Origin of the sequence: Paraburkholderia lebeckiae, from assembly GCF_050436225.1 — a bacterium.
GTDB lineage: Bacteria > Pseudomonadota > Gammaproteobacteria > Burkholderiales > Burkholderiaceae > Paraburkholderia > Paraburkholderia tuberum.
The window spans coordinates 3,704,365-3,722,930 of the sequence record NZ_JBNDLU010000002.1 but is presented as its reverse complement, the minus strand read 5'-3'; the positions used below and the strand labels follow the sequence as shown (position 1 = coordinate 3,722,930).

Here is an 18,566-nt window from a genome sequence, read left to right as displayed (position 1 = left end):
AGCGCAGACGGATGAAATGAGCGGCGACCGCACCGCGCGGATCGGAAACGCAGGCGCGCACCTCGGCGCGAAGGCAGGTGCGAAGCTGCGCGGCGCCCGCATCTGGCAGCTCGTTCTGGCCGTGCACGTTTTTGATGTCTCCCCCCGCAGGGTTTATGATGGTCTGCATTACGACGTCTGACGCCGAGATCATCGGCCGTGCGCAGCGTAATGGGAATAGGGCGAAACGACTGGTGAAAGCCTTCTATTCGCCTTCCCAAAGCCCCGCAAAGCGGGAACAATGACTCGAACCTTCACGCGCCATGCGCGCGACAGGACAGATTAAGTGCGCACGCAACGTCAAATGCGAAGCGGCGTTTTTATCATCACCTCGACCGGCGTGAAATCATAAAGCCGGCTAAGGGAAGCGGGGAATTATCATGGAAGTCGGTTCCATTGTCCGATCGGTACATATCGCCGTGCCGCAAGGCGCGCGCGGAATCGTCATGCGCATTCTTGGCGACATGGCGATGGTGGCGTGGTACGCCGGCGAGCCCGGCGCCTCGCAGCAACTCAATACCGAACCCTTTTTCCTGGAAGATCTGATCGATACTGGCGATCTGATACGTCCGGCCGGCGCGCAGACGCATTGAACGAGAGACTTACCGGTTGCTCATTGCCGTTGCGTGACAGGCAGGTGCGGGCTGTAGTGATGCTGTAAGGTGAGTTCGGCTCGCGAGCATCGCTGTGGGCCGATGCGCGCGACGATTCACGGCGCGTCCCAGATCAGCCCGTATTTCTAGCGATGCCACGGACGCATTGCGAGTCGCCGCCCTCGTCTTTACCCGCGGCGCGGCGCACAATGCGGGGCATGAACGACACCATTCCCGACAATTCCTATCCCGAGGCCGGCGCCGATGGCGCCGTGCCATTCGCGCGGCTCACGCCGGAAACCGTGCTCGACGCGATCGACGGCGTGCTCGCAACGACCGGCGTGCGTACCGACGGCCGTCTGCTGCCGCTCAACAGCTACGAAAATCGCGTGTATCAGGTCGGCGTCGAAGACGGTCCGCCCGTGGTCGCGAAGTTCTATCGCCCCGAGCGCTGGAGCGACGCGGCGATTCTCGAAGAGCACGCGTTCGTCGCCGAACTCGCCGCGCGCGAGATCCCAGCCGTGCCCGCGCGCGTGCTCGACGGCCGCACGCTGCATAGCTTCGACGGCTTCCGCTTTTCGGTCTTCGAGCGACGCGGCGGTCGCGCGCCGGATCTCGACCGGCGCGACACGCTGGAATGGCTGGGGCGTTTCATCGGACGCATTCATGCGATCGGGCAGACCCAGGACTACGCAGAGCGTCCCACGCTAAACATCCACACGTTCGGCTACGAGCCGCGCGACTTCCTGCTCGCGCACCGTTTCGTTCCCGACGATCTGCGCACCGCGTGGGAAACCGTCGTGAATCTCGCGCTCGAAGGCGTCGCGTGCGCGTTCGAGCGGGCTGGCGAGATTCGCGGGCTGCGTCTGCACGGCGACTGTCATCCGAGCAACGTGCTGTGGACCGACGCGGGCCCGCATTTCGTCGATTTCGACGACAGCCGCATGGGGCCCGCGATTCAGGATCTGTGGCTGCTGCTGCCGGGCGAGCGTGCGGAGGCGTCGCGCGCGCTGACCGATCTGCTCGCCGGGTACGAGGATTTCTGCGAATTCGAGCCGCGCGAGCTGTATCTGATCGAAGCGCTGCGCACGTTGCGGCTGATTCACTATCAGGCATGGCTCGCGCGCCGCTGGAACGATCCGGCGTTTCCGGCCGCGTTTCCGTGGTTCAACACGCAGCGCTACTGGGAAGATCGCATCCTCGAGATGCGCGAGCAGATCGGCGCGATGCAGGAAGGGCCGTTGTGGCCGGTTTGACGTCCTGACGGTCAAGGCGCCTGCGACACCACATTCGACGACTCCACCAACGTCGATCTGACGATCACCTCCGCGCGCACGTCCCGCCCAATCGCTTCGATCGCGGGACGCATGCGCGTGAAAACGTCGGGCGTGCAGACGTCGCTGTCGAAATGGGTGGCGCCGTCGCGCGTCATCGTGACCACGTTCCTACGCGGATTGCGTGATGTCGGCGGGCTACACGCTGCAAGCGGCGCCACCCGACGCCGCAATCTCCCGCGCGGCCTTCGCGCCTTCGACCTGCAATAGCGTCGGCAGCGACACGCCATTTTTCGCCGCCGTCACCTCCGCCAGAATCGACACCGCGATCTCGGGGGGCGTCCTGCTGCCGATATAAATGCCGACAGGTCCATGCAAGCGGGCCAGTTCGGCTTCGTTCAGATCGAACTCCTTCAGGCGCTCGCGTCGCGCCTGATTGTTCCTGCGCGAGCCGAGCGCGCCGACATAAAACGCCGGCGTCTTCAATGCTTCCATCAGCGCGAGATCGTCGAGCTTCGGATCGTGCGTGAGCGCGATTACCGCGCAGCGCTCGTCGAGCTTCATGTCGATCACGGTATCGTCCGGCATCGTGCGCACGATCTTCGTGCCCGGCACGTCCCATTCCTCGGTGTATTCCTCGCGCGGATCGCAGACCGTCACCTGATAATCGAGCCCCACCGCGATATGACACAGGTAGCGAGACAACTGCCCGGCGCCGATCACTAGCATCCGGTAGCGCGGCCCGTGGATCGTCAACAGACGCTCACCGTCGAAATGCACGCCGTCGGTCGCCTGTGCGTTGTCGAGCCGAACCGCGCCCGTCGTCATGTCGAGTTCGCGCGCGACGAGCCGGCCATTTTCGACCGCGTGACACAGCTCGGCGATGCCGCTTTGCCGTGCCAACGGTTCGAGCACGAGCTGGATCGTGCCGCCGCACGGCAGGCCGAAGCGATGTGCTTCCTCGGCCGTGATGCCGTACTTCACCGCCTCCGGATGTGTCTGCTCGATGCCCCGTTGCCGCACGCGATCGATCAGATCGTCTTCGATGCAGCCGCCCGACACCGAGCCCACCACGAGGCCGTCGTCGCGCACCGCGAGCGTCGCGCCCTCGGGACGCGGCGACGAGCCCCACGTCTTCACGACCGTCACCAGGAGCGCACGATGTCCGTCCGCCAGCCAGCGGGCGCTGGTTTTCAGAACTTCGAGATCCACGCTGTCCATGATTTCTTCCCTTTCTTTGCTTCGCCGCCGGACTCGCCGTCCGCGGCCTCGTTCGATTCCGTTTGCTCGGAGGCGGATGCGGCTTCGGCTTCGGTTTCGGTATGCACCGGGGCGTCGCCTTCCGCTGTTTCATGAGCGCTATTGTCTCCCGAGAGCTGGACGCTCAAGCGCTTGAAAAACTCCCCCGCAATCTTGCGCGCTGCACCGTCGACGAGCCGCGAGCCGATCTGCGCGAGCTTGCCGCCGACCTGCGCATTGGCGGTGTAAGAGAGCTTCGTCGCGGCATCGCCGTCGGCTTCGAGCGTGACATGCGTGTTGCCCTTGGCAAAACCCGCGGCGCCGCCCTGGCCTTCGAACACAATGGTGTAGGTGTTCGGCGCGTCGATATCGGTCAGTTGCATGCGCCCCTTGAAGCGCGCCTTGACCGGGCCGACCGCCGCGCTCAGCGTGACCAGGTACGCGTTTTCGCCGTCCGGGTCGATGCTTTCGCAGCCGGGAATGCAAGCGCGCAGAATCTCGGTGTCGTTCAACGCGTCCCAGGTTTGCTGCTGCGCGACCGGCAGCGTATGAGTTTCGCTCAATTCCATGACGTTGCTCCTGCGAGTGTCGTCGCGGCGACGGCGTGGCGAGGCGCGCGTGTCAGTTGCGCGAGATCGTGGCCGAACGCTGCGAGACTGTCTAGATTATGAACCGGACGATGCGCGTCGACATACGGCAGGATCGCCTGCACGCCGCGCGCCTTCGGAGTAAAGCCGCTGAACCGCAGCAGCGGATTGAGCCACACGATGCGATGCGCGAAGCGTGCGAGGCGCGCCATTTCGGTATCGAGCACGTCGATCGCTTCGTGATCGAGACCGTCGGTGACGAGCAGCACCGTCGCACGACCAGTGAGCACGCGGCGCGCCCAGCGTCGGTTGAACTCGGCGAGCGCCGCGCCGATGCGCGTGCCGCCCGACCAGTCGACCACCTGGTCGCTGAGCGTCGCGATCGCGACGTCCGGATCGCGTTCGCGCAATGCGCGCGTCGCGTTCGTGAGCCGCGTGCCGAACAGAAACACCTGCAGACGTTCGCGCGACTGCAACAACGCGTGGCAAAAGTAGAGCACCGCGCGCGAGTAGTTGCTCATCGAGCCGGAAATGTCGAGCAGCAGCACGAGCGGCGGTTTGCGCTCGACCCTCTTGCGATACTTCCACACGGTCCAGTCGCCACCGGCGCGCACCGCATGCCGCGCGCTCGCGCGCAAGTCCGCATGCGTGCCGTGCGATGCCGCCTTCAGGCGCCGCGTCGATTCGGTTGCGAGCGGCAGCCGCTGGCCACGAATCAGATGACGCAGCGTGCGCCATTCGTCGGCGTTCAGCGTGTCGAAATCGCGATGACGCAGCCGCTCTTCCGCGCTGAACGTCAACTGCGCATGCAACTCGTGCTGCTCGGTTTCCCGCGGCGCATTCAGATGCGGCGACGGTGGCAGGCGTACCGCGAGCGCATCGGCGAGACGGTTGTTGCGCTTCGGCGGTGGCAGCCCGTCGCGCACTTTCGGCAGCAGCAGCGCGCGCAGCTTGCCTTCCCAATCGGGGTCGCGCCAGAAGAGATCGAACGCGGCATTGAAGAGTTCGCGTTCGTCGGGTGCGGTGACGAGCAGCGCGGCAAGCGCGGCGTGCACGTCGTCGCGGCGGCCGAGGTCGATCCACTGCAACGCGGCGAGTGCGTCGACTGCTTGTGCGGGCGACATCGGCAAGCCGGCGCCGCGCAGCACGCGCACGAAATGGACGACGTTGCGCGCGAGCGTGGGCGCAGTGTGCTGGTTCGTGTCGTCGAGCCTGCCAGAGCCGGTTCCGTTCGTCATGCCAATCACCCTCACCCGGACAGACACTGCGCGATCTGCGCGGCATCCACACGCGCGAGATCGTCCTGATACTTGAGCAGCACGCCGAGCGTGTTCTGCACCGATTGCGGATCGAGCTCCGTGACCGACAGCGCTTCGAGCGCGCGGCACCAGTCGATCGTCTCGGCGATGCCGGGCGCCTTGAACAGATCCATGCCGCGCAGCCGATGCACGAAGTCGACCGCGCGCCGCTGCAATTGCGCCGACGTTTGCGGCGCGCGCGCGGCGACGATCTCCAGTTCGCGATCGCGGTCCGGATAGCCAATCCATTGATACAGACAGCGGCGCTTCAACGCGTCGTGAACTTCGCGCGTGCGGTTCGACGTCATGATGACGAGCGGCGGCTGCGTCGCGCGCACGGTGCCGTATTCGGGAATCGATACCTGGAAATCCGAAAGGAGTTCGAGCAGGAATGCCTCGAACGGTTCGTCGGCGCGGTCGATTTCGTCGATCAGCAGCACGCGCCGCGCGCCGGGATGGTTTTCGTCGGGCATCAACGCCTGCAGAAGCGGACGCTTCAGCAGGAATTCGCCGCGATACAGCGTGTCGTTGTCGGGGCGCTCGCCGCTCGCTTCGGCAAGCCGAAGCGCCATGATCTGGCGAGGGTAGTCCCATTCGTAAAGCGCGCTCGCGGTGTCGAGGCCTTCATAGCATTGCAGCCGCAGCAACGTGGTGCCGAGCATGCCCGCCGCGGCTTTCGCGAGCTCGGTTTTGCCGACACCCGGCTCGCCTTCGACGAACAACGGCCGCTCCATGCGCAGCGCGAGATACAGTGCGGTCGCGAGCTCGCGGCTCGCGAAATAGCGTTGGGCGGCGAGCTGGGCGAGGGTGTCGTCGATCGAAGCCGGCTGCATGGTGGTCCTGAATCTGTGCGACAGGCCATGGCAAGCGTGACGCGTGTGAAGAACGCAATGGCCGCGAGCCCGGCGTCGAACCGTCGCGCCGGCTCGCGAAGTGAATGAAGCCGGCTTGCGCGCGCCGTGGTGTGGGCGCGGCAAGCCGGACGGCTCAGCGCGGATCGCTAGGCATTTGCCTTCGTGACCGCGCGCGCGGCGAGCACCGGAATCAGATGCGCGCGATACGCGGCGCTCGCGTGCATGTCGTCGTTCAGCTCGTCGGGCGATACGCTCACTGCACGCGCCGCCTCGGGCGTGAAGTTCGCCGACAGCGCGCTTTCGAGCTCGGGCACGCGAAATACCGACGCCGCCGCACCCGTTACCGCAACTCGCACGCCGCTCGCGGACTTCGCGACGAACACGCCGACCAGCGCGAAGTGCGAGGCCGGATTGCGGAATTTCTCGTATGCGGCACGCTCGGGCACCGGAAACTCGACGGCGACGATCAGCTCGTCGGGCGCGAGCGCGGTCTCGTACATGCCGACGAAGAAATCGCCTGACGTGATGCGCCGCCGGTCCGTGACGATCGTCGCATCGAGGCCCATCGCCGCCGCCGGGTAGCACGCGGCCGGGTCGTTGTTCGCGAGCGAGCCGCCGATCGTGCCGAGCGCGCGCACCTGGCGATCGCCGATATTCTCGGCCAGCTCCGCGAGCGCGGGCAACACGCGCCGCACGTCCGCGTGTTCGGCGACGTCCGCGTGACAGACGGCTGCGCCGATCGTCACCGTGTTGGCGTCGACGGTGATCGTCTTGAGCGCGGGAATGCGCGTCACGTCGATCAGTTGCGACGGCTGCGCGAGACGCAGGCGCATCGTCGGCAGAAGGCTCTGGCCGCCGGCGAGGAACTTCGCGTCGCTGTCGGCGGTGAGGGCTGCGGCGGCCGCTTGCGGATCCGTCGCGCGTTGATACTCGAATGAATACATGTCGAATGCTCCGCTCAGGATCGTTGGGTCAGGCTTGCTTCGCCGCTTGAATCGCGGACCACACGCGATGCGGTGTGGCCGGCATCTGCAGATTGGTCACGCCAAGCGGCGCGAGCGCGTCGATGATCGCGTTGATCACGGCCGGCGGCGAGCCGATCGCGCCCGCTTCGCCGCAGCCTTTGACGCCGAGCGGATTGTGGGTGCACGGCGTGCCCTTCGACGTTTCGACCGTGAAGTCGGGCAGGTCTGAGGCATGCGGCATCGCGTAGTCCATGTAAGAGCCGGACAGCAACTGGCCGCTGTCGTTGTCGTACACGCAGCGCTCGAGCATCGCCTGGCCGATGCCTTGCCCGAGCCCGCCATGCACCTGACCTTCGACGATCATCGGATTGATCACGTTGCCAAAATCGTCGACCGCGGTGAACTGCTGGATGCGGGAGACGCCGGTGTCCGGATCGACTTCGATCTCGCAGATATACGCGCCCGACGGATACGTGAAGTTGGTCGGATCGTAGAACGCGCTTTCTTCGAGCCCCGGTTCGAGCACGTCGAGCGGATAGTTGTGCGGGACGTACGCGGCGAGCGAGATTTCCGCGAACGCCTTGGTGCGGTCGGTGCCCGCGACGCGGAACACGCCGTTCTTGAACTCGATGTCTTCAGCCGACGCTTCGAGCAGATGCGCGGCGATCTTCTTCGCCTTTGCTTCGATCTTGTCGAGGGCCTTCGAGATGGCCGAGCCGCCGACCGCGATCGAACGCGAACCATACGTGCCCATGCCGAACGCGATGCGGCCGGTGTCGCCGTGCACGATCTCGACGCTTTCGAGCGGAATGCCGAGGCGATCCGCGACCACCTGCGCGAAGGTCGTCTCATGGCCCTGGCCGTGACTATGCGAGCCCGTGAACACGGTCACCGAACCGGTCGGGTGCACGCGAATCTGGCCGACTTCGAACAGGCCCGCGCGCGCGCCGAGCGCGCCCGCGATGTTCGACGGTGCGAGACCGCATGCCTCGATGTAGCACGAGTAGCCGAGGCCGCGGCGCTTGCCGTTCTTTTCGGATTCCTGCCGGCGTGCGGCGAAGCCCTCGACGTCCGCGAGCGTCAGCGCGCGCGACAGGATCGCGTTGTAGTCGCCGGTGTCATAGGTGAGGCCGACCGGCGTCGCGTACGGGAATTGGGTGATGAAATTGCGGCGGCGGATTTCCGCGGGGTCGAGCTTCATCTCGCGCGCCGCGGCTTCGACCAGACGCTCGACGACGAACGTCGCTTCCGGCCGGCCCGCGCCGCGATACGCATCGACGGGAACGGTGTTGGTGAAGACGGCCTTCACTTCCGCGTAGATCGCGGGCGTCGCATATTGGCCGGCGAGCAGCGTCGCGTACAGGATCGTCGGCACGCTCGACGCGAACGTCGACAGATACGCGCCCATGTTCGCGATTGTATGCACGCGCATCGCGAGGAACTTGCCGTCGGCGTCCAGCGCAAGCTCGGCTTTGGTCACGTGATCGCGGCCGTGCGCGTCGGAAAGGAACGCCTCGGAGCGCTCGGCCGTCCATTTGACCGGCCGGCCGATCTTCTTCGACGCCCAGGTGAGCGCGACGTCTTCGGCGTACAGGAAGATCTTCGAGCCGAAGCCGCCGCCGACGTCCGGCGCGATCACGCGCAGCTTCGATTCCGGCAGCGACAGCACGAACGCGGCCATCAGCAGCCGCTCGACGTGCGGGTTCTGATTCGCGACGTACAGCGTGTAGCTGTCGTCCTGCGCCGAATAGTTCGCGTTGACCGCGCGCGGTTCGATCGCGTTCGGCACGAGGCGGTTGTTGACTATATCGAGCGTGGTCACGTGCGCGGCTTTCGCGAACGCGGCGTCGGTCGCGGCCTTGTCGCCGTGGCCCCAGTTGTAGCAGACGTTGTCGGGCACTTCGTCGTGCACGGCCGCTTGACCCGGGTCGGCCGCATGCGCGGTATCGACGACGGCCGGCAGTTCTTCGTAATCGACTTCGATCAGTTCGGCCGCATCTTTCGCCGCCTTGATCGATTCAGCGATCACGAGCGCGACCTGATCGCCCACGTGCCGTGCCTTCGTATGCGCGATCACCGGATGCGGCGGCTCGTTCATCGGCTTGCCATCGGTGCTGTGGATCAGCCAGCCGCACGGCAGTCCGCCGACGTTCTCGGCGGCGAGATCCGCGCCGGTGAAGATCGCGATCACGCCCGGCGACTGTTTGGCCGCGCTCGTGTCGATGCTTCTGATCTTCGCGTGCGCGTGCGGCGAGCGCAGGAACACCGCGTAGGTTTGCTGCGGCAGCACGATGTCGTCGGTGTACTGGCCTTTGCCGGTCAGGAAGCGATAGTCTTCCTTGCGTTCGACGGCGGCGCCAATCAGGCTCTGTGTATCGGGTGCGTTCATCGTCGGCTCCTCAAGCGGCGGTTGCGCCGGCGGCATTCGCGCCGGCAGATGCGCTCGATGCGGCGGACTTCATACCCGCGGCGCCCTCGAGCACGGCCTTGACGATGTTGTGATAGCCCGTGCAGCGGCATAGGTTGCCGTCGAGCTGCTCGCGCACCTCGTCGCCCGTCAGATCGGGTTGACGCTGCACCAGCGACACCGCGTTCATCACCATGCCCGGCGTGCAGAAGCCGCATTGCAGACCGTGACAGTGTTTGAACGCGGCCTGCATCGGATGCAGCGCGCCGTTGTGCGCGAGCCCTTCGATGGTCGTGACCTCGGCGCCATCGGCTTGCGCGGCGAGGATGTTGCAGGACTTGATCGCGCGGCCGTTCAGATGCACGGTGCAGGCGCCGCATTGCGCCGTATCGCAGCCGACATGGGTGCCGGTCAGACGGAGTTGATCGCGCAGGAACTGGACAAGCAGGGTGCCAGGGTCGACTGAGGCGCTCACGGGCGCGCCATTGACCGTCAGACTGATGCTGATCGCCATGAAGCTGTCTCCTTTGTCGACCGCAGTTAGCGCTTCGGCGCTTACTGCGGTCCCATGCGTTTATCGCGATTGATCGGAGCGAGCGCGTTGGCGTATCGATCCCTGCCTCGGCGCAGACCACGATCCCATGCAAGATTGTTGCTGTGGGTGAGACCGGACCTGTGATTGTTATTGCCCTCTGCTTTGCTTCGACTGCGTGCTGACTTCGATTCGCTGGGTCCGATGAGGGTACTACGGGTTTTACAAGTCTGCCGAAAAGTAAAGCACAAATCGCGCGGGCGCGCTATGAGGGGAAGTGTGTCGCCGCGCGCGAGCGCACGAAGAGAGCATGGCGGCCACGGAATGGGACGCCGCAAAGACAAGCGCCCCGTCTGCGGAGCATGACGGGGCGCATCGATAGATCAGCGGAAAGCGAGGCCACGCTCGCGAGCATTCAGCTCATTGGCGTGGCTTCATCGAAACGGCGCCGCATTACTTTGCCAGTTTCGAATGACGGCGCGAGTAGCCGAAATAGATGACCATGCCGATCAGCAGCCAGATCACGAACGCGCCCCACGTGATGCCTTGCAGATTCAGCATCAGGAACAGGCACGATGCGACCGCGAGCACCGGCACGACCGGCACGCCAGGGCAACGGAACGCGCGCGGCAGCTCCGGGTGCGTCTTGCGCAGCACGAGCACCGCGATCGACACCATCGAGAACGCCGCGAGCGTGCCGATATTGATCAGCTCGGCCAACACATTGAGCGGCACCAGCGCGCCGATCAGGCCGAAGAAGATACCGACGAGCCACGTCGTGAAGAACGGCGTCGCGAAACGCGGATGCACTTTCGACAGCTTCGCGGGCAGCAGGCCGTCGCGCGACATCGCGAAGATCACCCTCGTCTGACCGTAGGCCATCACGAGAATCACGGTCAGCATGCCCAGCACGGCGCCGAGGTCGATGAAGCCCGCGACCCAGTTCTGCCCCGCGAGTTGCAGCGCGTACGACACCGGGTGCGAAATGCCCATGAACTTCCCGGACGGCACGATGCCGGTGACGACCGCGGCCACGGCCACATACAGCACCGCGCACACGCCGAGCGACGCGATGATGCCGATCGGAAGGTCGCGCTTCGGATTCTTCACTTCTTCGGCCGCCGACGACACCGAGTCGAAGCCGATGAACGCGAAGAACATCACCGCAGCCGCGCCGAACACGCCGCTCCAGCCGTGAGGCATGAACGGGTGCCAGTTGGCCGGCGTGACGTGAAACACGCCGACACCGATCACGAGCAGCACGACGACGACCTTGATCGCAACCATGATGTTGTTGATTCGCGCGGATTCGCGCACGCCGAGCGACAGCAGCGTGGTGATCGCCATCATCACGAGGAAGGCGGGCAGGTTGAACAGCGTTTCGTGTCCGGGGACGGCGCCGGGGGCCGCGGTCAGCGCCATCGGCAGCGACACGCCGAAGCCCGACAGCAGCGACTGCAGATAGCCGGACCAGCCGACCGACACCGCCGAGGTCGCGAGCCCGTACTCGAGCATCAGGTCCCAGCCGATGATCCACGCGGCCAGCTCGCCGAGCGTCGCGTACGAGTACGTGTAGATCGAACCGGCGACCGGAATCGTCGATGCGAATTCAGCGTAGGCGAGCGCGGCGAAGCCGCAGGCGATCGCCGCGATCAGGAACGAGATCATCAGCCCGGGGCCGGCCTGTAAGGCGCCCGTGCCGGTCAGCACGAAGATGCCGGTGCCGATGATGGCGCCGACGCCGAGGAAAGTCAGGTCGAGCGCGCCCAGCGCCTTTTTCAGGCCGGCGGTCTGAGCGCTCGCCGCAAGCATGTGCTCGACGCTCTTTTTGCGAAACAGGGACATTGGCGTGGGTCTCCAGTGGTGCACGCGTGTTGCGCGCCGAATGTCGGGAAAACCCGCGATTCTAGCGGATGCGTGTCGCCGGGCCGGTCCGCGCGGCGTCTTCTGGGCCAAGGCGATGGGCGGAAACTCCCGCCAGGAGGTGAAGCTATTTACTGAATAGTCAATCGATGAGGATGGAATCTTTCCGTTTGCGCCGGCGCCACGATCGGACGACCGCGGCGCAACGCCGCGGGCACGGCTGGCGGCGTCTGCTGGGCTAGCCCGCCATCGCGGGGTTCAGATCGACGAGGCGGTTGCTCATTACATAGAAGGTCAGCTCGGCGTTGTTGCGCAGCTTCATCTTGTCGAGCAGCCGCGTGCGGTACACGCTGACCGTCTTCACCGACAGCGACAACGCGGCCGCGATATCGGTGAGACGTTTGCCTGACGCGAGCATGCACAGCGTCTGGTACTCCCGATCGGACAGCTTTTCGTGCGGCAACTGCTCGCCGTCGAACGACACGTAGTCGGCGAGCGCCTCGGCCATCGCGGGGCTCACGTACTTGCGGCCCGCCGCGACCTGCTGGATCGCGCCGATCATCTGCGCGGCATCGACCGTCTTCGACAGATAGCCGGACGCGCCGGCTTTGAGCGCGCGCACCGCATACTGGTCCTCGCGGTACATCGAGAACATCAGCACCGCGACGCGCGGCGCCTTGCGCTTCAGGCGCTTGAGCACCTCGACGCCATTCATGTCGGGCAGCGAAATGTCGAGCAGCACGACGTCGAAGCACTGGTGGACGACCAGGTCGAGCGCTTCGGAGCCGCTTTGCGCTTCGGCGACCTCGCGCGCGACGCCGCGATCGAGCAGCAGCTGGCGAACGCCCTGGCGAACCACCGCGTGATCTTCGACGATCAGGATGCGCAGGCTCATGGTCGCGGGCTCACGATTGAAGCGCGCGCCGTGCGGCGCGCGGCGTTGGGGCGGCCGCGAGCAGCGCGTGCCACGCGAAGCGGGCCTGGATCAGGGTGCCGCGCGGGGGGATGGCGCCGTTGTTGCCAGTGCCGCTGTCCCCGCCATGACCGGCGCTCGTGCGCCTCGCGCTGATTCGCAGCGTGCCGTCGAATGCGGCGCAGCGCGCCTGCATGCCGGCGAGGCCGAAATGATCGCCCGTTTTTTTCTGACCACCGCGTTCGCGCGCGCCGCGCGGCAGGCCGATGCCATCGTCGCTGACGAGGAGCCTCAGATGACGCGCACCGGTTTCGACGCGCAGCTCGGCGCAGGTCGCGCGCGCGTGCTTCGCGACGTTGTTCAGCGCTTCCTGCGCGACGCGGAACACGCCGAGCGCGGCATCGGCGGGCAGGCGCGCGAGCCGCGCGTCGACGCTGCAGGTGAAGGTGGTGCGCAAGCCGGTGCGCATGGAGAAGTCGCGGGCCCAGCACTCCAGCGCGCCGGCGAGGCCTGTCTCGAACGACGGCGCGTGCAGTTGCGCGATGGCGTCGCGATTTGCCGCCTGCACGGCGTCGAGCGACCGATTCGCGACCGCGAGCGCGGCCGCGCATTGCGGCGGCGCGTCGGCGGGCAGCCAGGTTTCGATGCCGGCGAGCGCGAAGCGCGTCGCAGTCAGCTCGGCGCCGACGCCGTCGTGCAGCTCGCGCGCGACATGACGGCGCACGCTTTCCTGCGCATCGACCAATTCGGCCGACAGCTCGCGTACCCGCGCGCGCAGCCGCTCGATCTCGCGCGCGGCGAGCGATGGCATGTCGAAGCCATCACGCTGCGCGGACGAAGCCAGCGCAGCGTTGAACGGGACGGCGGTCGACGTATCCATGAATTTCCCTCTCAGGAAGCAGAGTGGACGGCGAAGCGGGCACGCGCAGACGGAATCAAAGCCTGCGAATCACGAGGTTTCGCGTCGGACGAAACACGATGGCCCAACGTAACGAAATTTACATTCAGTAACAACTCGGGTCGACGACGATCGGTGCATGAATTCGTCTGGTCTCGCGGCGCGATGATATCTCAAAAAGATTAAAAAAGCAGTCGCAGAAAGGCTTAGCGCGGAGTCTTCAGAGATCACATGATGTTTACCGCCGACTCGTGCTGTCAGAGGAATTCTGACAGCGAAGGTAATGCAACGGGCTCCGATTTGTAACGGAGCAACAAAAAAGGAGCCCGGAGGCTCCTTTTTGGAATTCGCAGCGCGCTGGCCGCGAAGAAGAATGCCGGCCGGCTTAGCCGACGAAGGCCTTTTCGACCACGTAATGGCCCGGCTCGTTGTTGCTGCCTTCCTTGAAGCCCGCGTCTTCGAGCAGCTTGCGCGTGTCGCGCAGCATGTGCGGGCTTCCGCACAGCATGACGCGGTCGTCCTCGAGCGAGAAACCCGGCACGCCGAGGTCGGCGAACAGCTTTTCGGTTTCGATCAGCTCGGTGATGCGGCCGCGGTTCTGGAACGCTTCGCGCGTGACGGTCGGGTAGTACAGCAGCTTTTCCTGTACGAACTCGCCGAGGTGTTCATGCGCCGGCAGGTGCTCGGTGATGTATTCCTTGTACGCGAGTTCGTCGACGAAACGGCAGGTATGCGTCAGGACCACGCGCTCGTAGCGGTCGTAAATGTCCGGATCCTTGATGATCGACATGAACGGCGCGAGGCCCGTGCCGGTGGACAACAGCCACAGCGTCTTGCCCGGCAGCAGGTTGTCGGCCACCAGCGTGCCGACCGGCTTCTTGCCGATCAGCACTTCGTCGCCGACCTTCAGGTGCTGCAGACGCGATGTGAGCGGGCCGTCCTGCACCTTGATGCTGAGGAATTCGAGATGTTCTTCGTAGTTCGCACTGGCGAGGCTGTATGCGCGCAGCAGCGGCTTGCCCTCGACCTGCAGGCCCACCATCGTGAACTGGCCGTTTTCGAATCGGAACGACGGATCGCGCGTGCAGGTGAAGCTGAAAAGCGTATCGGTCCAGTGATGGACGCTCAGGACGGTTTGTGAATTCAGGTTGCTCATGGCTTCTTGGATAGTGCGAAAACAAAGGCGGCCAGTCGTCTGAGCCGGCCGGCACGGCAAGGGGCGATGCTGCGCTGACCCGTGGTCGGGGCTCCCGCGCAATCCGCCATTTTACCGTGCCCGCCGGGGCGGGGCCGCGGCGCGGCGGTCGGGCGTGGTAAAGCGGGTTGCCAACCGGGAAGCGGCGGCGCCGGCTTGCTGGCGCCGCGAAGTACATTGGCGTGAGTGCGGCCGTGCTTCAGCGGGGTACGGCGATTCGGCGAACGCCGCGAAGGCCGGCTGCCATTGGCTGCCCGGCAGGCGCGAAAGCGACGCGCCGCAAGGGCGACATTTTCAAGATGATACCGAAAGGCGGCGTGCGCTGCAGCATTGACCCTGCTGATAAAACTGGCAAATGGGGCGGAACCCTGCCGGCGCCATCGAGCTCGACTCGCTTTCGACTATCGTTTGCGCGCCGCGACTTTTTGGGGAATACGCACGACGTTGCCTCGTTTACGCAGGACGCGAGTCGCGCTAAGCCAGCCAGTGCGGTGGCTGCGCGACTCGTCCTGGCGGCTGCGGCCGCCCATGCGAGTGGGAGGTGTCGAATGGAAGCTTCTCGTGCGATTTCTGCATTCGGTTCAAACACTGGCTTCGACGGGCTGGTGATACGGGCACGCGCATCGCGCCGCGTGCGTCGCGCGCTGTGTCGAGCCGGTCTGCTGGTTTTAGCGTTGGGGACGGTCGGGGCCGAGGCGCAGGAGGCGATTTTGCCGCCGCAGTCGGTGACCTCATCGACCGTTCCGGCCAACGGCGATGTCAATCCGTACGGCATGGCGTTCGTGCCGGTCGGCGTGCCGTCCTGGAGCACGCTCAAACCCGGCGATGTGGTGGTGTCGAATTTCAATGCGAAGTCGAATTTGCAGGGAACCGGTACGACGATCGTCAAGCTCGTGTCCAACAGCGATCCGGTGACTTTCTTCCAGGGACACAATCTCGGTCTCACGACGGCGCTCGCCGTGCTGAGAAGCGGCTTCGTGCTGGTGGGCAATGTGCCGACCACGGATGGCAAGAACGTCGTCGCGCCGGGCTCGCTGCTCGTCATCAATCCTCAGGGCGGGCTCGTCAAGGAACTGAAAGATCCCAACCTGCTGGGCGGCCCCTGGGATCTCACCGTGATCGACGGGGGGCGATTCGTCCGGGTCTTCGTCTCGGATGTATTGAACGGGAAGGTCGCGCGGATCGATCTTGCCATCGGCGAGGATGGCGTTCAGATGCTGCCAAGCTCGACCATCATCGCGTCAGGCTATCTGCACCGCACCGACCCAGCAGCACTAGTGGTCGGCCCGACAGGCTTGGCTTACGACCCATCGCATGACGTGCTTTACGTCGCCTCGACCGGTGACAACGCGGTGTTCGCCATTTACGGCGCTGCGGGCGCGAAACACGATGGCGGCATCGGCCGGATGATCTATCAGGACAACAAACACCTGCACGGTCCGCTTGCGCTGGCGCTCGCACCCAACGGGCATCTCGTGACCGCGAACGGCGACGCGGTCAACCCCGACCCGAAACGTCCCAGCGAAATCGTCGAGTTCACCGTCGACGGGCAATTCGTCGCTCAAATGTCGGTCGACCCTGCGCCGGGCTCCGCGTTCGGCCTCGCATTCGGCCTCGATAGCAAGCGCCACTTGCAGTTCGCCGCGGTAGACGACGCCACGAATACGGCGACCGTCTGGACGTTGCGCACCGACAGTCAATAAGGAAACCGGGGACGACGATCGGGGACGTCGTGACGCGTCGGGGACGTGTCACGGTCACACGGTTTCGCGGCGAGTCTATCGGTACACAGATATGGGTCGGGGGCGGCGATTGTGGCAGCAAGCCTCGATCAAGTAAGGAAATTCTGTCCGATGGAATTGATGACGCCAATTCGCGGGTGCCGCTTGCTCACACCGCCGGCACCCGCTTTTTTCCGCGCTGTTTCAACACGCGCGCCTGCAGCACGATCACGAGTAGCAGGAACACGCCGCGAATCACGGATTGCCAGTACGCGGACAGACTGATGAACCCGAGCCCGTTCTCGAAGTTCAGCAGATTGAACACGAGCCCGAGCAGCAGCACGCCGGCAATCGTCATCGCGACTGAACCCTCGCCGCCGGTCAGCAGCGTGCCGCCAAGCACGACCGCCGAAATCGCGAACAGCTCCCAACCGACGCCTTCGTTAGGCTGCCCGGCGCCGAACTGCGCGGCGAGAATCACGCCCGCCATGCCGGCGAGCAGCCCGCTGACCGCATAGGCCATCACCAGCGTGCGGTCGACGTTCAGCCCCATCAGCCGCGCGGCCTCTTCGCTGCCGCCGATCGCGAGCGAGTGCCGCCCGAAGCGCGTGCTGCGCAGCGCGAGCCAGCCGGCGACCGCGGCGACGAGTGCGACGAGTCCCGGAATCGGCAGCCCGAACAGGTCGCCCTGACCGAAGTTGCCGAAGTTCGAATCGGCCGCGATCGATACCGCGTCGTTCTTGCCGAGCAACAGCGCGACGCCGTGGGCGCCGAGGCTCGTCGCCAGCGTGACGATGAACGGCAGGATCTTGAGCCGCGTGATGATGACGCCGTTCAGCACACCGACCGCGAGCCCGGCCGCGCAACCCGCCAGCACCGCGACCCAGCCGCCGAAGACGCTCGTCAACGCGGCGACCACGCTCGCGAGCGCCGCGACCGTGCCGACCGACAGATCGATGCCGCCCGTGATGATCACGAAGGCCATGCCGATGGAGATCAGCGCGAACATCGAGTTGTAGCGCCAGAACGACGTGATGTTGTACGCCGAGCCGAAGTGGTCGTAGCGCACGAGGCCAAAGACGACGAGCCCCGCGAGCGCGAGCAGGATGGGGAGATTCTTTTTCATCGCATCGAATCCGGAAAGGTTGCCCGCAGATCGTGAAAATGAGCGTGAGCGCCAGCGCCAGAATCAGCGCGAGCGCCGCTGCACGTAAACCGCCGCGACGATGATGCCGGCCTTCACGACGAGCGCGGCGGCATCGGGAATGCCGTGCGCGAGCAGCGTATAGCGCAGCAACTGGATGATCAGCGCGCCGATCAGCGTGCCGCCGATATACGCCTTGCCGCCCGTCAGCGCGGTGACGCCGACCGCGACCGCCGCAATCGCATCGAGTTCGACGCCAAGCCCCACGACGTTCGCATCCGACGACGAATTCACCGAGATCGAGATCAGCCCCGCGAGGCCCGCGAGCGCCGCGCACAGCGTGTACGCGATCATCTTGACGGTAGCGGTCGGCACGCCGCACAGATACGCGGCTTTTTCGTTGCCGCCGGTGATCAGCAGATACTGGCCGAACAACGTCTTGCGCACGATCCACGCGAACGCGCCGACCAGCGCGAGCATCAGCAGCACCTGGAACGGCACGCCCGCGACCTTGCCGAGCGCGATCCACTGAAAGGCTGGCGTGTTGAACGCCTGCAGGCTGCCGTCGGTGACGACCTGCGCGATGCCGCGTCCGGCGATGAACAGCACGAGCGTCGCGACGATCGGCTGCACCGATAGTCGCGTGACGAGCAGGCCGTTGAACACGCCGCATGCGGCCGCCGCGACTACCGGCAGCACGAACGCAAGCCCGATGCCGAGCGGCCCCGCTATGTTGAGGAACAGCATCGGCGCAAGCGCGCCCGAAATTGCCATCGACGCGCCCACCGACAGATCGATGCCGCCCGTCGCGACAACCAGCGTCATGCCGATGCCGACGATCACGATCGTCACGACCTGCGTCATGTTCACGTTGAACGTCTGCAACGACCAGAAGTGCGGCGTGAATATCAGGTTGAACAGCACCATCGCGAGCAGCACGATCACTTCGCGCTGCATCGCGAGATGGCGCCACTTGTGCACGGTGCTCGCGGACCGTGTGGGCCGGGTATTGGTCGAGTGCATCACGGTGGTGTCGGCGCCCGC

General features: G+C 65.3%; 18 protein-coding genes. 4 read left to right on the top strand and 14 right to left on the bottom strand.

Features of this window, described 5'->3' with window-relative positions:
* Positions 1 to 16 precede the first annotated feature (16 nt).
* From OKW45_RS31760 to OKW45_RS31750, 3 genes are all read left to right on the top strand, one after another.
* Positions 17 to 181 (top strand): hypothetical protein, encoded by a 165-nt coding sequence (locus OKW45_RS31760; protein ID WP_018419121.1) that lies wholly within the window; start codon positions 17 to 19, stop codon positions 179 to 181.
* Between the two features lie 238 nt (positions 182 to 419).
* The gene (locus OKW45_RS31755; protein WP_018419122.1) at positions 420 to 632 is read left to right on the top strand and encodes a hypothetical protein; all 213 of its coding nucleotides are present in this window, start codon (positions 420 to 422) and stop codon (positions 630 to 632) included.
* Between the two features lie 209 nt (positions 633 to 841).
* Positions 842 to 1,888, top strand: coding sequence for a serine/threonine protein kinase (locus OKW45_RS31750; RefSeq protein WP_429472923.1), 1,047 nt, complete (start codon positions 842 to 844; stop codon positions 1,886 to 1,888).
* 11 nt (positions 1,889 to 1,899) lie between these two features.
* Here OKW45_RS31750 and OKW45_RS31745 read toward each other — a convergent pair whose 3' ends face one another.
* The 12 genes from OKW45_RS31745 to OKW45_RS31690 all read right to left on the bottom strand — a co-directional run bounded on the left by OKW45_RS31745 (position 1,900) and on the right by OKW45_RS31690 (position 14,618).
* Positions 1,900 to 2,064 (bottom strand): hypothetical protein, encoded by a 165-nt coding sequence (locus OKW45_RS31745; protein ID WP_429472922.1) that lies wholly within the window; start codon positions 2,062 to 2,064, stop codon positions 1,900 to 1,902.
* A 40-nt stretch (positions 2,065 to 2,104) separates the two neighbouring features.
* Positions 2,105 to 3,127 carry an XdhC family protein gene (locus tag OKW45_RS31740; RefSeq protein WP_429472921.1) on the bottom strand — a complete coding sequence of 341 codons (1,023 nt, stop codon included), beginning with the start codon at positions 3,125 to 3,127 and terminating at the stop codon, positions 2,105 to 2,107.
* Positions 3,100 to 3,714 carry an SRPBCC family protein gene (locus OKW45_RS31735; protein ID WP_429472920.1) on the bottom strand — a complete coding sequence of 205 codons (615 nt, stop codon included), beginning with the start codon at positions 3,712 to 3,714 and terminating at the stop codon, positions 3,100 to 3,102. Before OKW45_RS31735 ends, OKW45_RS31740 begins: the two co-directional genes overlap by 28 nt.
* The gene (locus tag OKW45_RS31730; RefSeq protein ID WP_429472919.1) at positions 3,705 to 4,970 is read right to left on the bottom strand and encodes a vWA domain-containing protein; all 1,266 of its coding nucleotides are present in this window, start codon (positions 4,968 to 4,970) and stop codon (positions 3,705 to 3,707) included. The genes OKW45_RS31735 and OKW45_RS31730 overlap by 10 nt, the downstream gene beginning before the upstream one ends.
* Positions 4,971 to 4,981: 11 nt before the next feature.
* Positions 4,982 to 5,863, bottom strand: a complete 882-nt coding sequence (locus OKW45_RS31725) for an AAA family ATPase (protein ID WP_090802637.1) — start codon at positions 5,861 to 5,863, stop codon at positions 4,982 to 4,984.
* A gap of 167 nt (positions 5,864 to 6,030) precedes the next feature.
* On the bottom strand, positions 6,031 to 6,828 hold the full coding sequence (locus OKW45_RS31720) for an FAD binding domain-containing protein (RefSeq protein WP_429472918.1): 798 nt from the start codon (positions 6,826 to 6,828) through the stop codon (positions 6,031 to 6,033).
* A gap of 28 nt (positions 6,829 to 6,856) precedes the next feature.
* On the bottom strand, positions 6,857 to 9,238 hold the full coding sequence (locus OKW45_RS31715; RefSeq protein WP_429472917.1) for a xanthine dehydrogenase family protein molybdopterin-binding subunit: 2,382 nt from the start codon (positions 9,236 to 9,238) through the stop codon (positions 6,857 to 6,859).
* Between the two features lie 10 nt (positions 9,239 to 9,248).
* Entirely contained in the window at positions 9,249 to 9,770 is a 522-nt protein-coding gene (locus tag OKW45_RS31710) for a (2Fe-2S)-binding protein (protein WP_018419132.1), read from the bottom strand.
* 471 nt (positions 9,771 to 10,241) lie between these two features.
* Positions 10,242 to 11,633: a branched-chain amino acid transporter BcaP gene (gene bcaP, locus OKW45_RS31705; RefSeq protein WP_429472916.1), complete on the bottom strand. Its 1,392-nt coding sequence runs from the start codon at positions 11,631 to 11,633 to the stop codon at positions 10,242 to 10,244.
* A 256-nt stretch (positions 11,634 to 11,889) separates the two neighbouring features.
* The gene (rqpR, locus tag OKW45_RS31700) at positions 11,890 to 12,546 is read right to left on the bottom strand and encodes a response regulator transcription factor RqpR (protein ID WP_429472915.1); all 657 of its coding nucleotides are present in this window, start codon (positions 12,544 to 12,546) and stop codon (positions 11,890 to 11,892) included.
* A 10-nt stretch (positions 12,547 to 12,556) separates the two neighbouring features.
* Positions 12,557 to 13,444 (bottom strand): sensor histidine kinase, encoded by an 888-nt coding sequence (locus tag OKW45_RS31695; RefSeq protein WP_429472914.1) that lies wholly within the window; start codon positions 13,442 to 13,444, stop codon positions 12,557 to 12,559.
* Positions 13,445 to 13,847: 403 nt separating this feature from the next.
* Positions 13,848 to 14,618: a ferredoxin--NADP reductase gene (locus tag OKW45_RS31690; RefSeq protein ID WP_018419136.1), complete on the bottom strand. Its 771-nt coding sequence runs from the start codon at positions 14,616 to 14,618 to the stop codon at positions 13,848 to 13,850.
* Between the two features lie 587 nt (positions 14,619 to 15,205).
* Here OKW45_RS31690 and OKW45_RS31685 point away from each other — a divergent pair.
* A complete protein-coding gene (locus OKW45_RS31685; RefSeq protein WP_429473398.1) occupies positions 15,206 to 16,360 on the top strand; it encodes a hypothetical protein in 1,155 nt (384 codons plus the stop codon).
* Between the two features lie 187 nt (positions 16,361 to 16,547).
* On the opposite strand, the gene OKW45_RS31680 is transcribed toward OKW45_RS31685, so the two are convergent.
* Positions 16,548 to 17,504, bottom strand: coding sequence for an ABC transporter permease (locus OKW45_RS31680; RefSeq protein WP_429472913.1), 957 nt, complete (start codon positions 17,502 to 17,504; stop codon positions 16,548 to 16,550).
* Positions 17,505 to 17,567: 63 nt separating this feature from the next.
* Positions 17,568 to 18,545, bottom strand: a complete 978-nt coding sequence (locus OKW45_RS31675) for an ABC transporter permease (protein ID WP_429473397.1) — start codon at positions 18,543 to 18,545, stop codon at positions 17,568 to 17,570.
* Between the last annotated feature and the right edge of the window lie 21 nt (positions 18,546 to 18,566).

What these genes read in the sequence shown, in the direction of transcription:
- OKW45_RS31760 (WP_018419121.1), top strand. Translation starts at nt 17, where the DNA reads ATGAGCGGCGACCGCACCGCGCGGATCGGAAACGCAGGCGCGCACCTC.
- OKW45_RS31755 (WP_018419122.1), top strand. Translation starts at nt 420, where the DNA reads ATGGAAGTCGGTTCCATTGTCCGATCGGTACATATCGCCGTGCCGCAA.
- OKW45_RS31750 (WP_429472923.1), top strand. Translation starts at nt 842, where the DNA reads ATGCGGGGCATGAACGACACCATTCCCGACAATTCCTATCCCGAGGCC.
- OKW45_RS31745 (WP_429472922.1), bottom strand. Translation starts at nt 2,064, where the DNA reads ATGACGCGCGACGGCGCCACCCATTTCGACAGCGACGTCTGCACGCCC.
- OKW45_RS31740 (WP_429472921.1), bottom strand. Translation starts at nt 3,127, where the DNA reads ATGGACAGCGTGGATCTCGAAGTTCTGAAAACCAGCGCCCGCTGGCTG.
- OKW45_RS31735 (WP_429472920.1), bottom strand. Translation starts at nt 3,714, where the DNA reads ATGGAATTGAGCGAAACTCATACGCTGCCGGTCGCGCAGCAGCAAACC.
- OKW45_RS31730 (WP_429472919.1), bottom strand. Translation starts at nt 4,970, where the DNA reads ATGACGAACGGAACCGGCTCTGGCAGGCTCGACGACACGAACCAGCAC.
- OKW45_RS31725 (WP_090802637.1), bottom strand. Translation starts at nt 5,863, where the DNA reads ATGCAGCCGGCTTCGATCGACGACACCCTCGCCCAGCTCGCCGCCCAA.
- OKW45_RS31720 (WP_429472918.1), bottom strand. Translation starts at nt 6,828, where the DNA reads ATGTATTCATTCGAGTATCAACGCGCGACGGATCCGCAAGCGGCCGCC.
- OKW45_RS31715 (WP_429472917.1), bottom strand. Translation starts at nt 9,238, where the DNA reads ATGAACGCACCCGATACACAGAGCCTGATTGGCGCCGCCGTCGAACGC.
- OKW45_RS31710 (WP_018419132.1), bottom strand. Translation starts at nt 9,770, where the DNA reads ATGGCGATCAGCATCAGTCTGACGGTCAATGGCGCGCCCGTGAGCGCC.
- bcaP (WP_429472916.1), bottom strand. Translation starts at nt 11,633, where the DNA reads ATGTCCCTGTTTCGCAAAAAGAGCGTCGAGCACATGCTTGCGGCGAGC.
- rqpR (WP_429472915.1), bottom strand. Translation starts at nt 12,546, where the DNA reads ATGAGCCTGCGCATCCTGATCGTCGAAGATCACGCGGTGGTTCGCCAG.
- OKW45_RS31695 (WP_429472914.1), bottom strand. Translation starts at nt 13,444, where the DNA reads ATGGATACGTCGACCGCCGTCCCGTTCAACGCTGCGCTGGCTTCGTCC.
- OKW45_RS31690 (WP_018419136.1), bottom strand. Translation starts at nt 14,618, where the DNA reads ATGAGCAACCTGAATTCACAAACCGTCCTGAGCGTCCATCACTGGACC.
- OKW45_RS31685 (WP_429473398.1), top strand. Translation starts at nt 15,206, where the DNA reads ATGGAAGCTTCTCGTGCGATTTCTGCATTCGGTTCAAACACTGGCTTC.
- OKW45_RS31680 (WP_429472913.1), bottom strand. Translation starts at nt 17,504, where the DNA reads ATGAAAAAGAATCTCCCCATCCTGCTCGCGCTCGCGGGGCTCGTCGTC.
- OKW45_RS31675 (WP_429473397.1), bottom strand. Translation starts at nt 18,545, where the DNA reads ATGCACTCGACCAATACCCGGCCCACACGGTCCGCGAGCACCGTGCAC.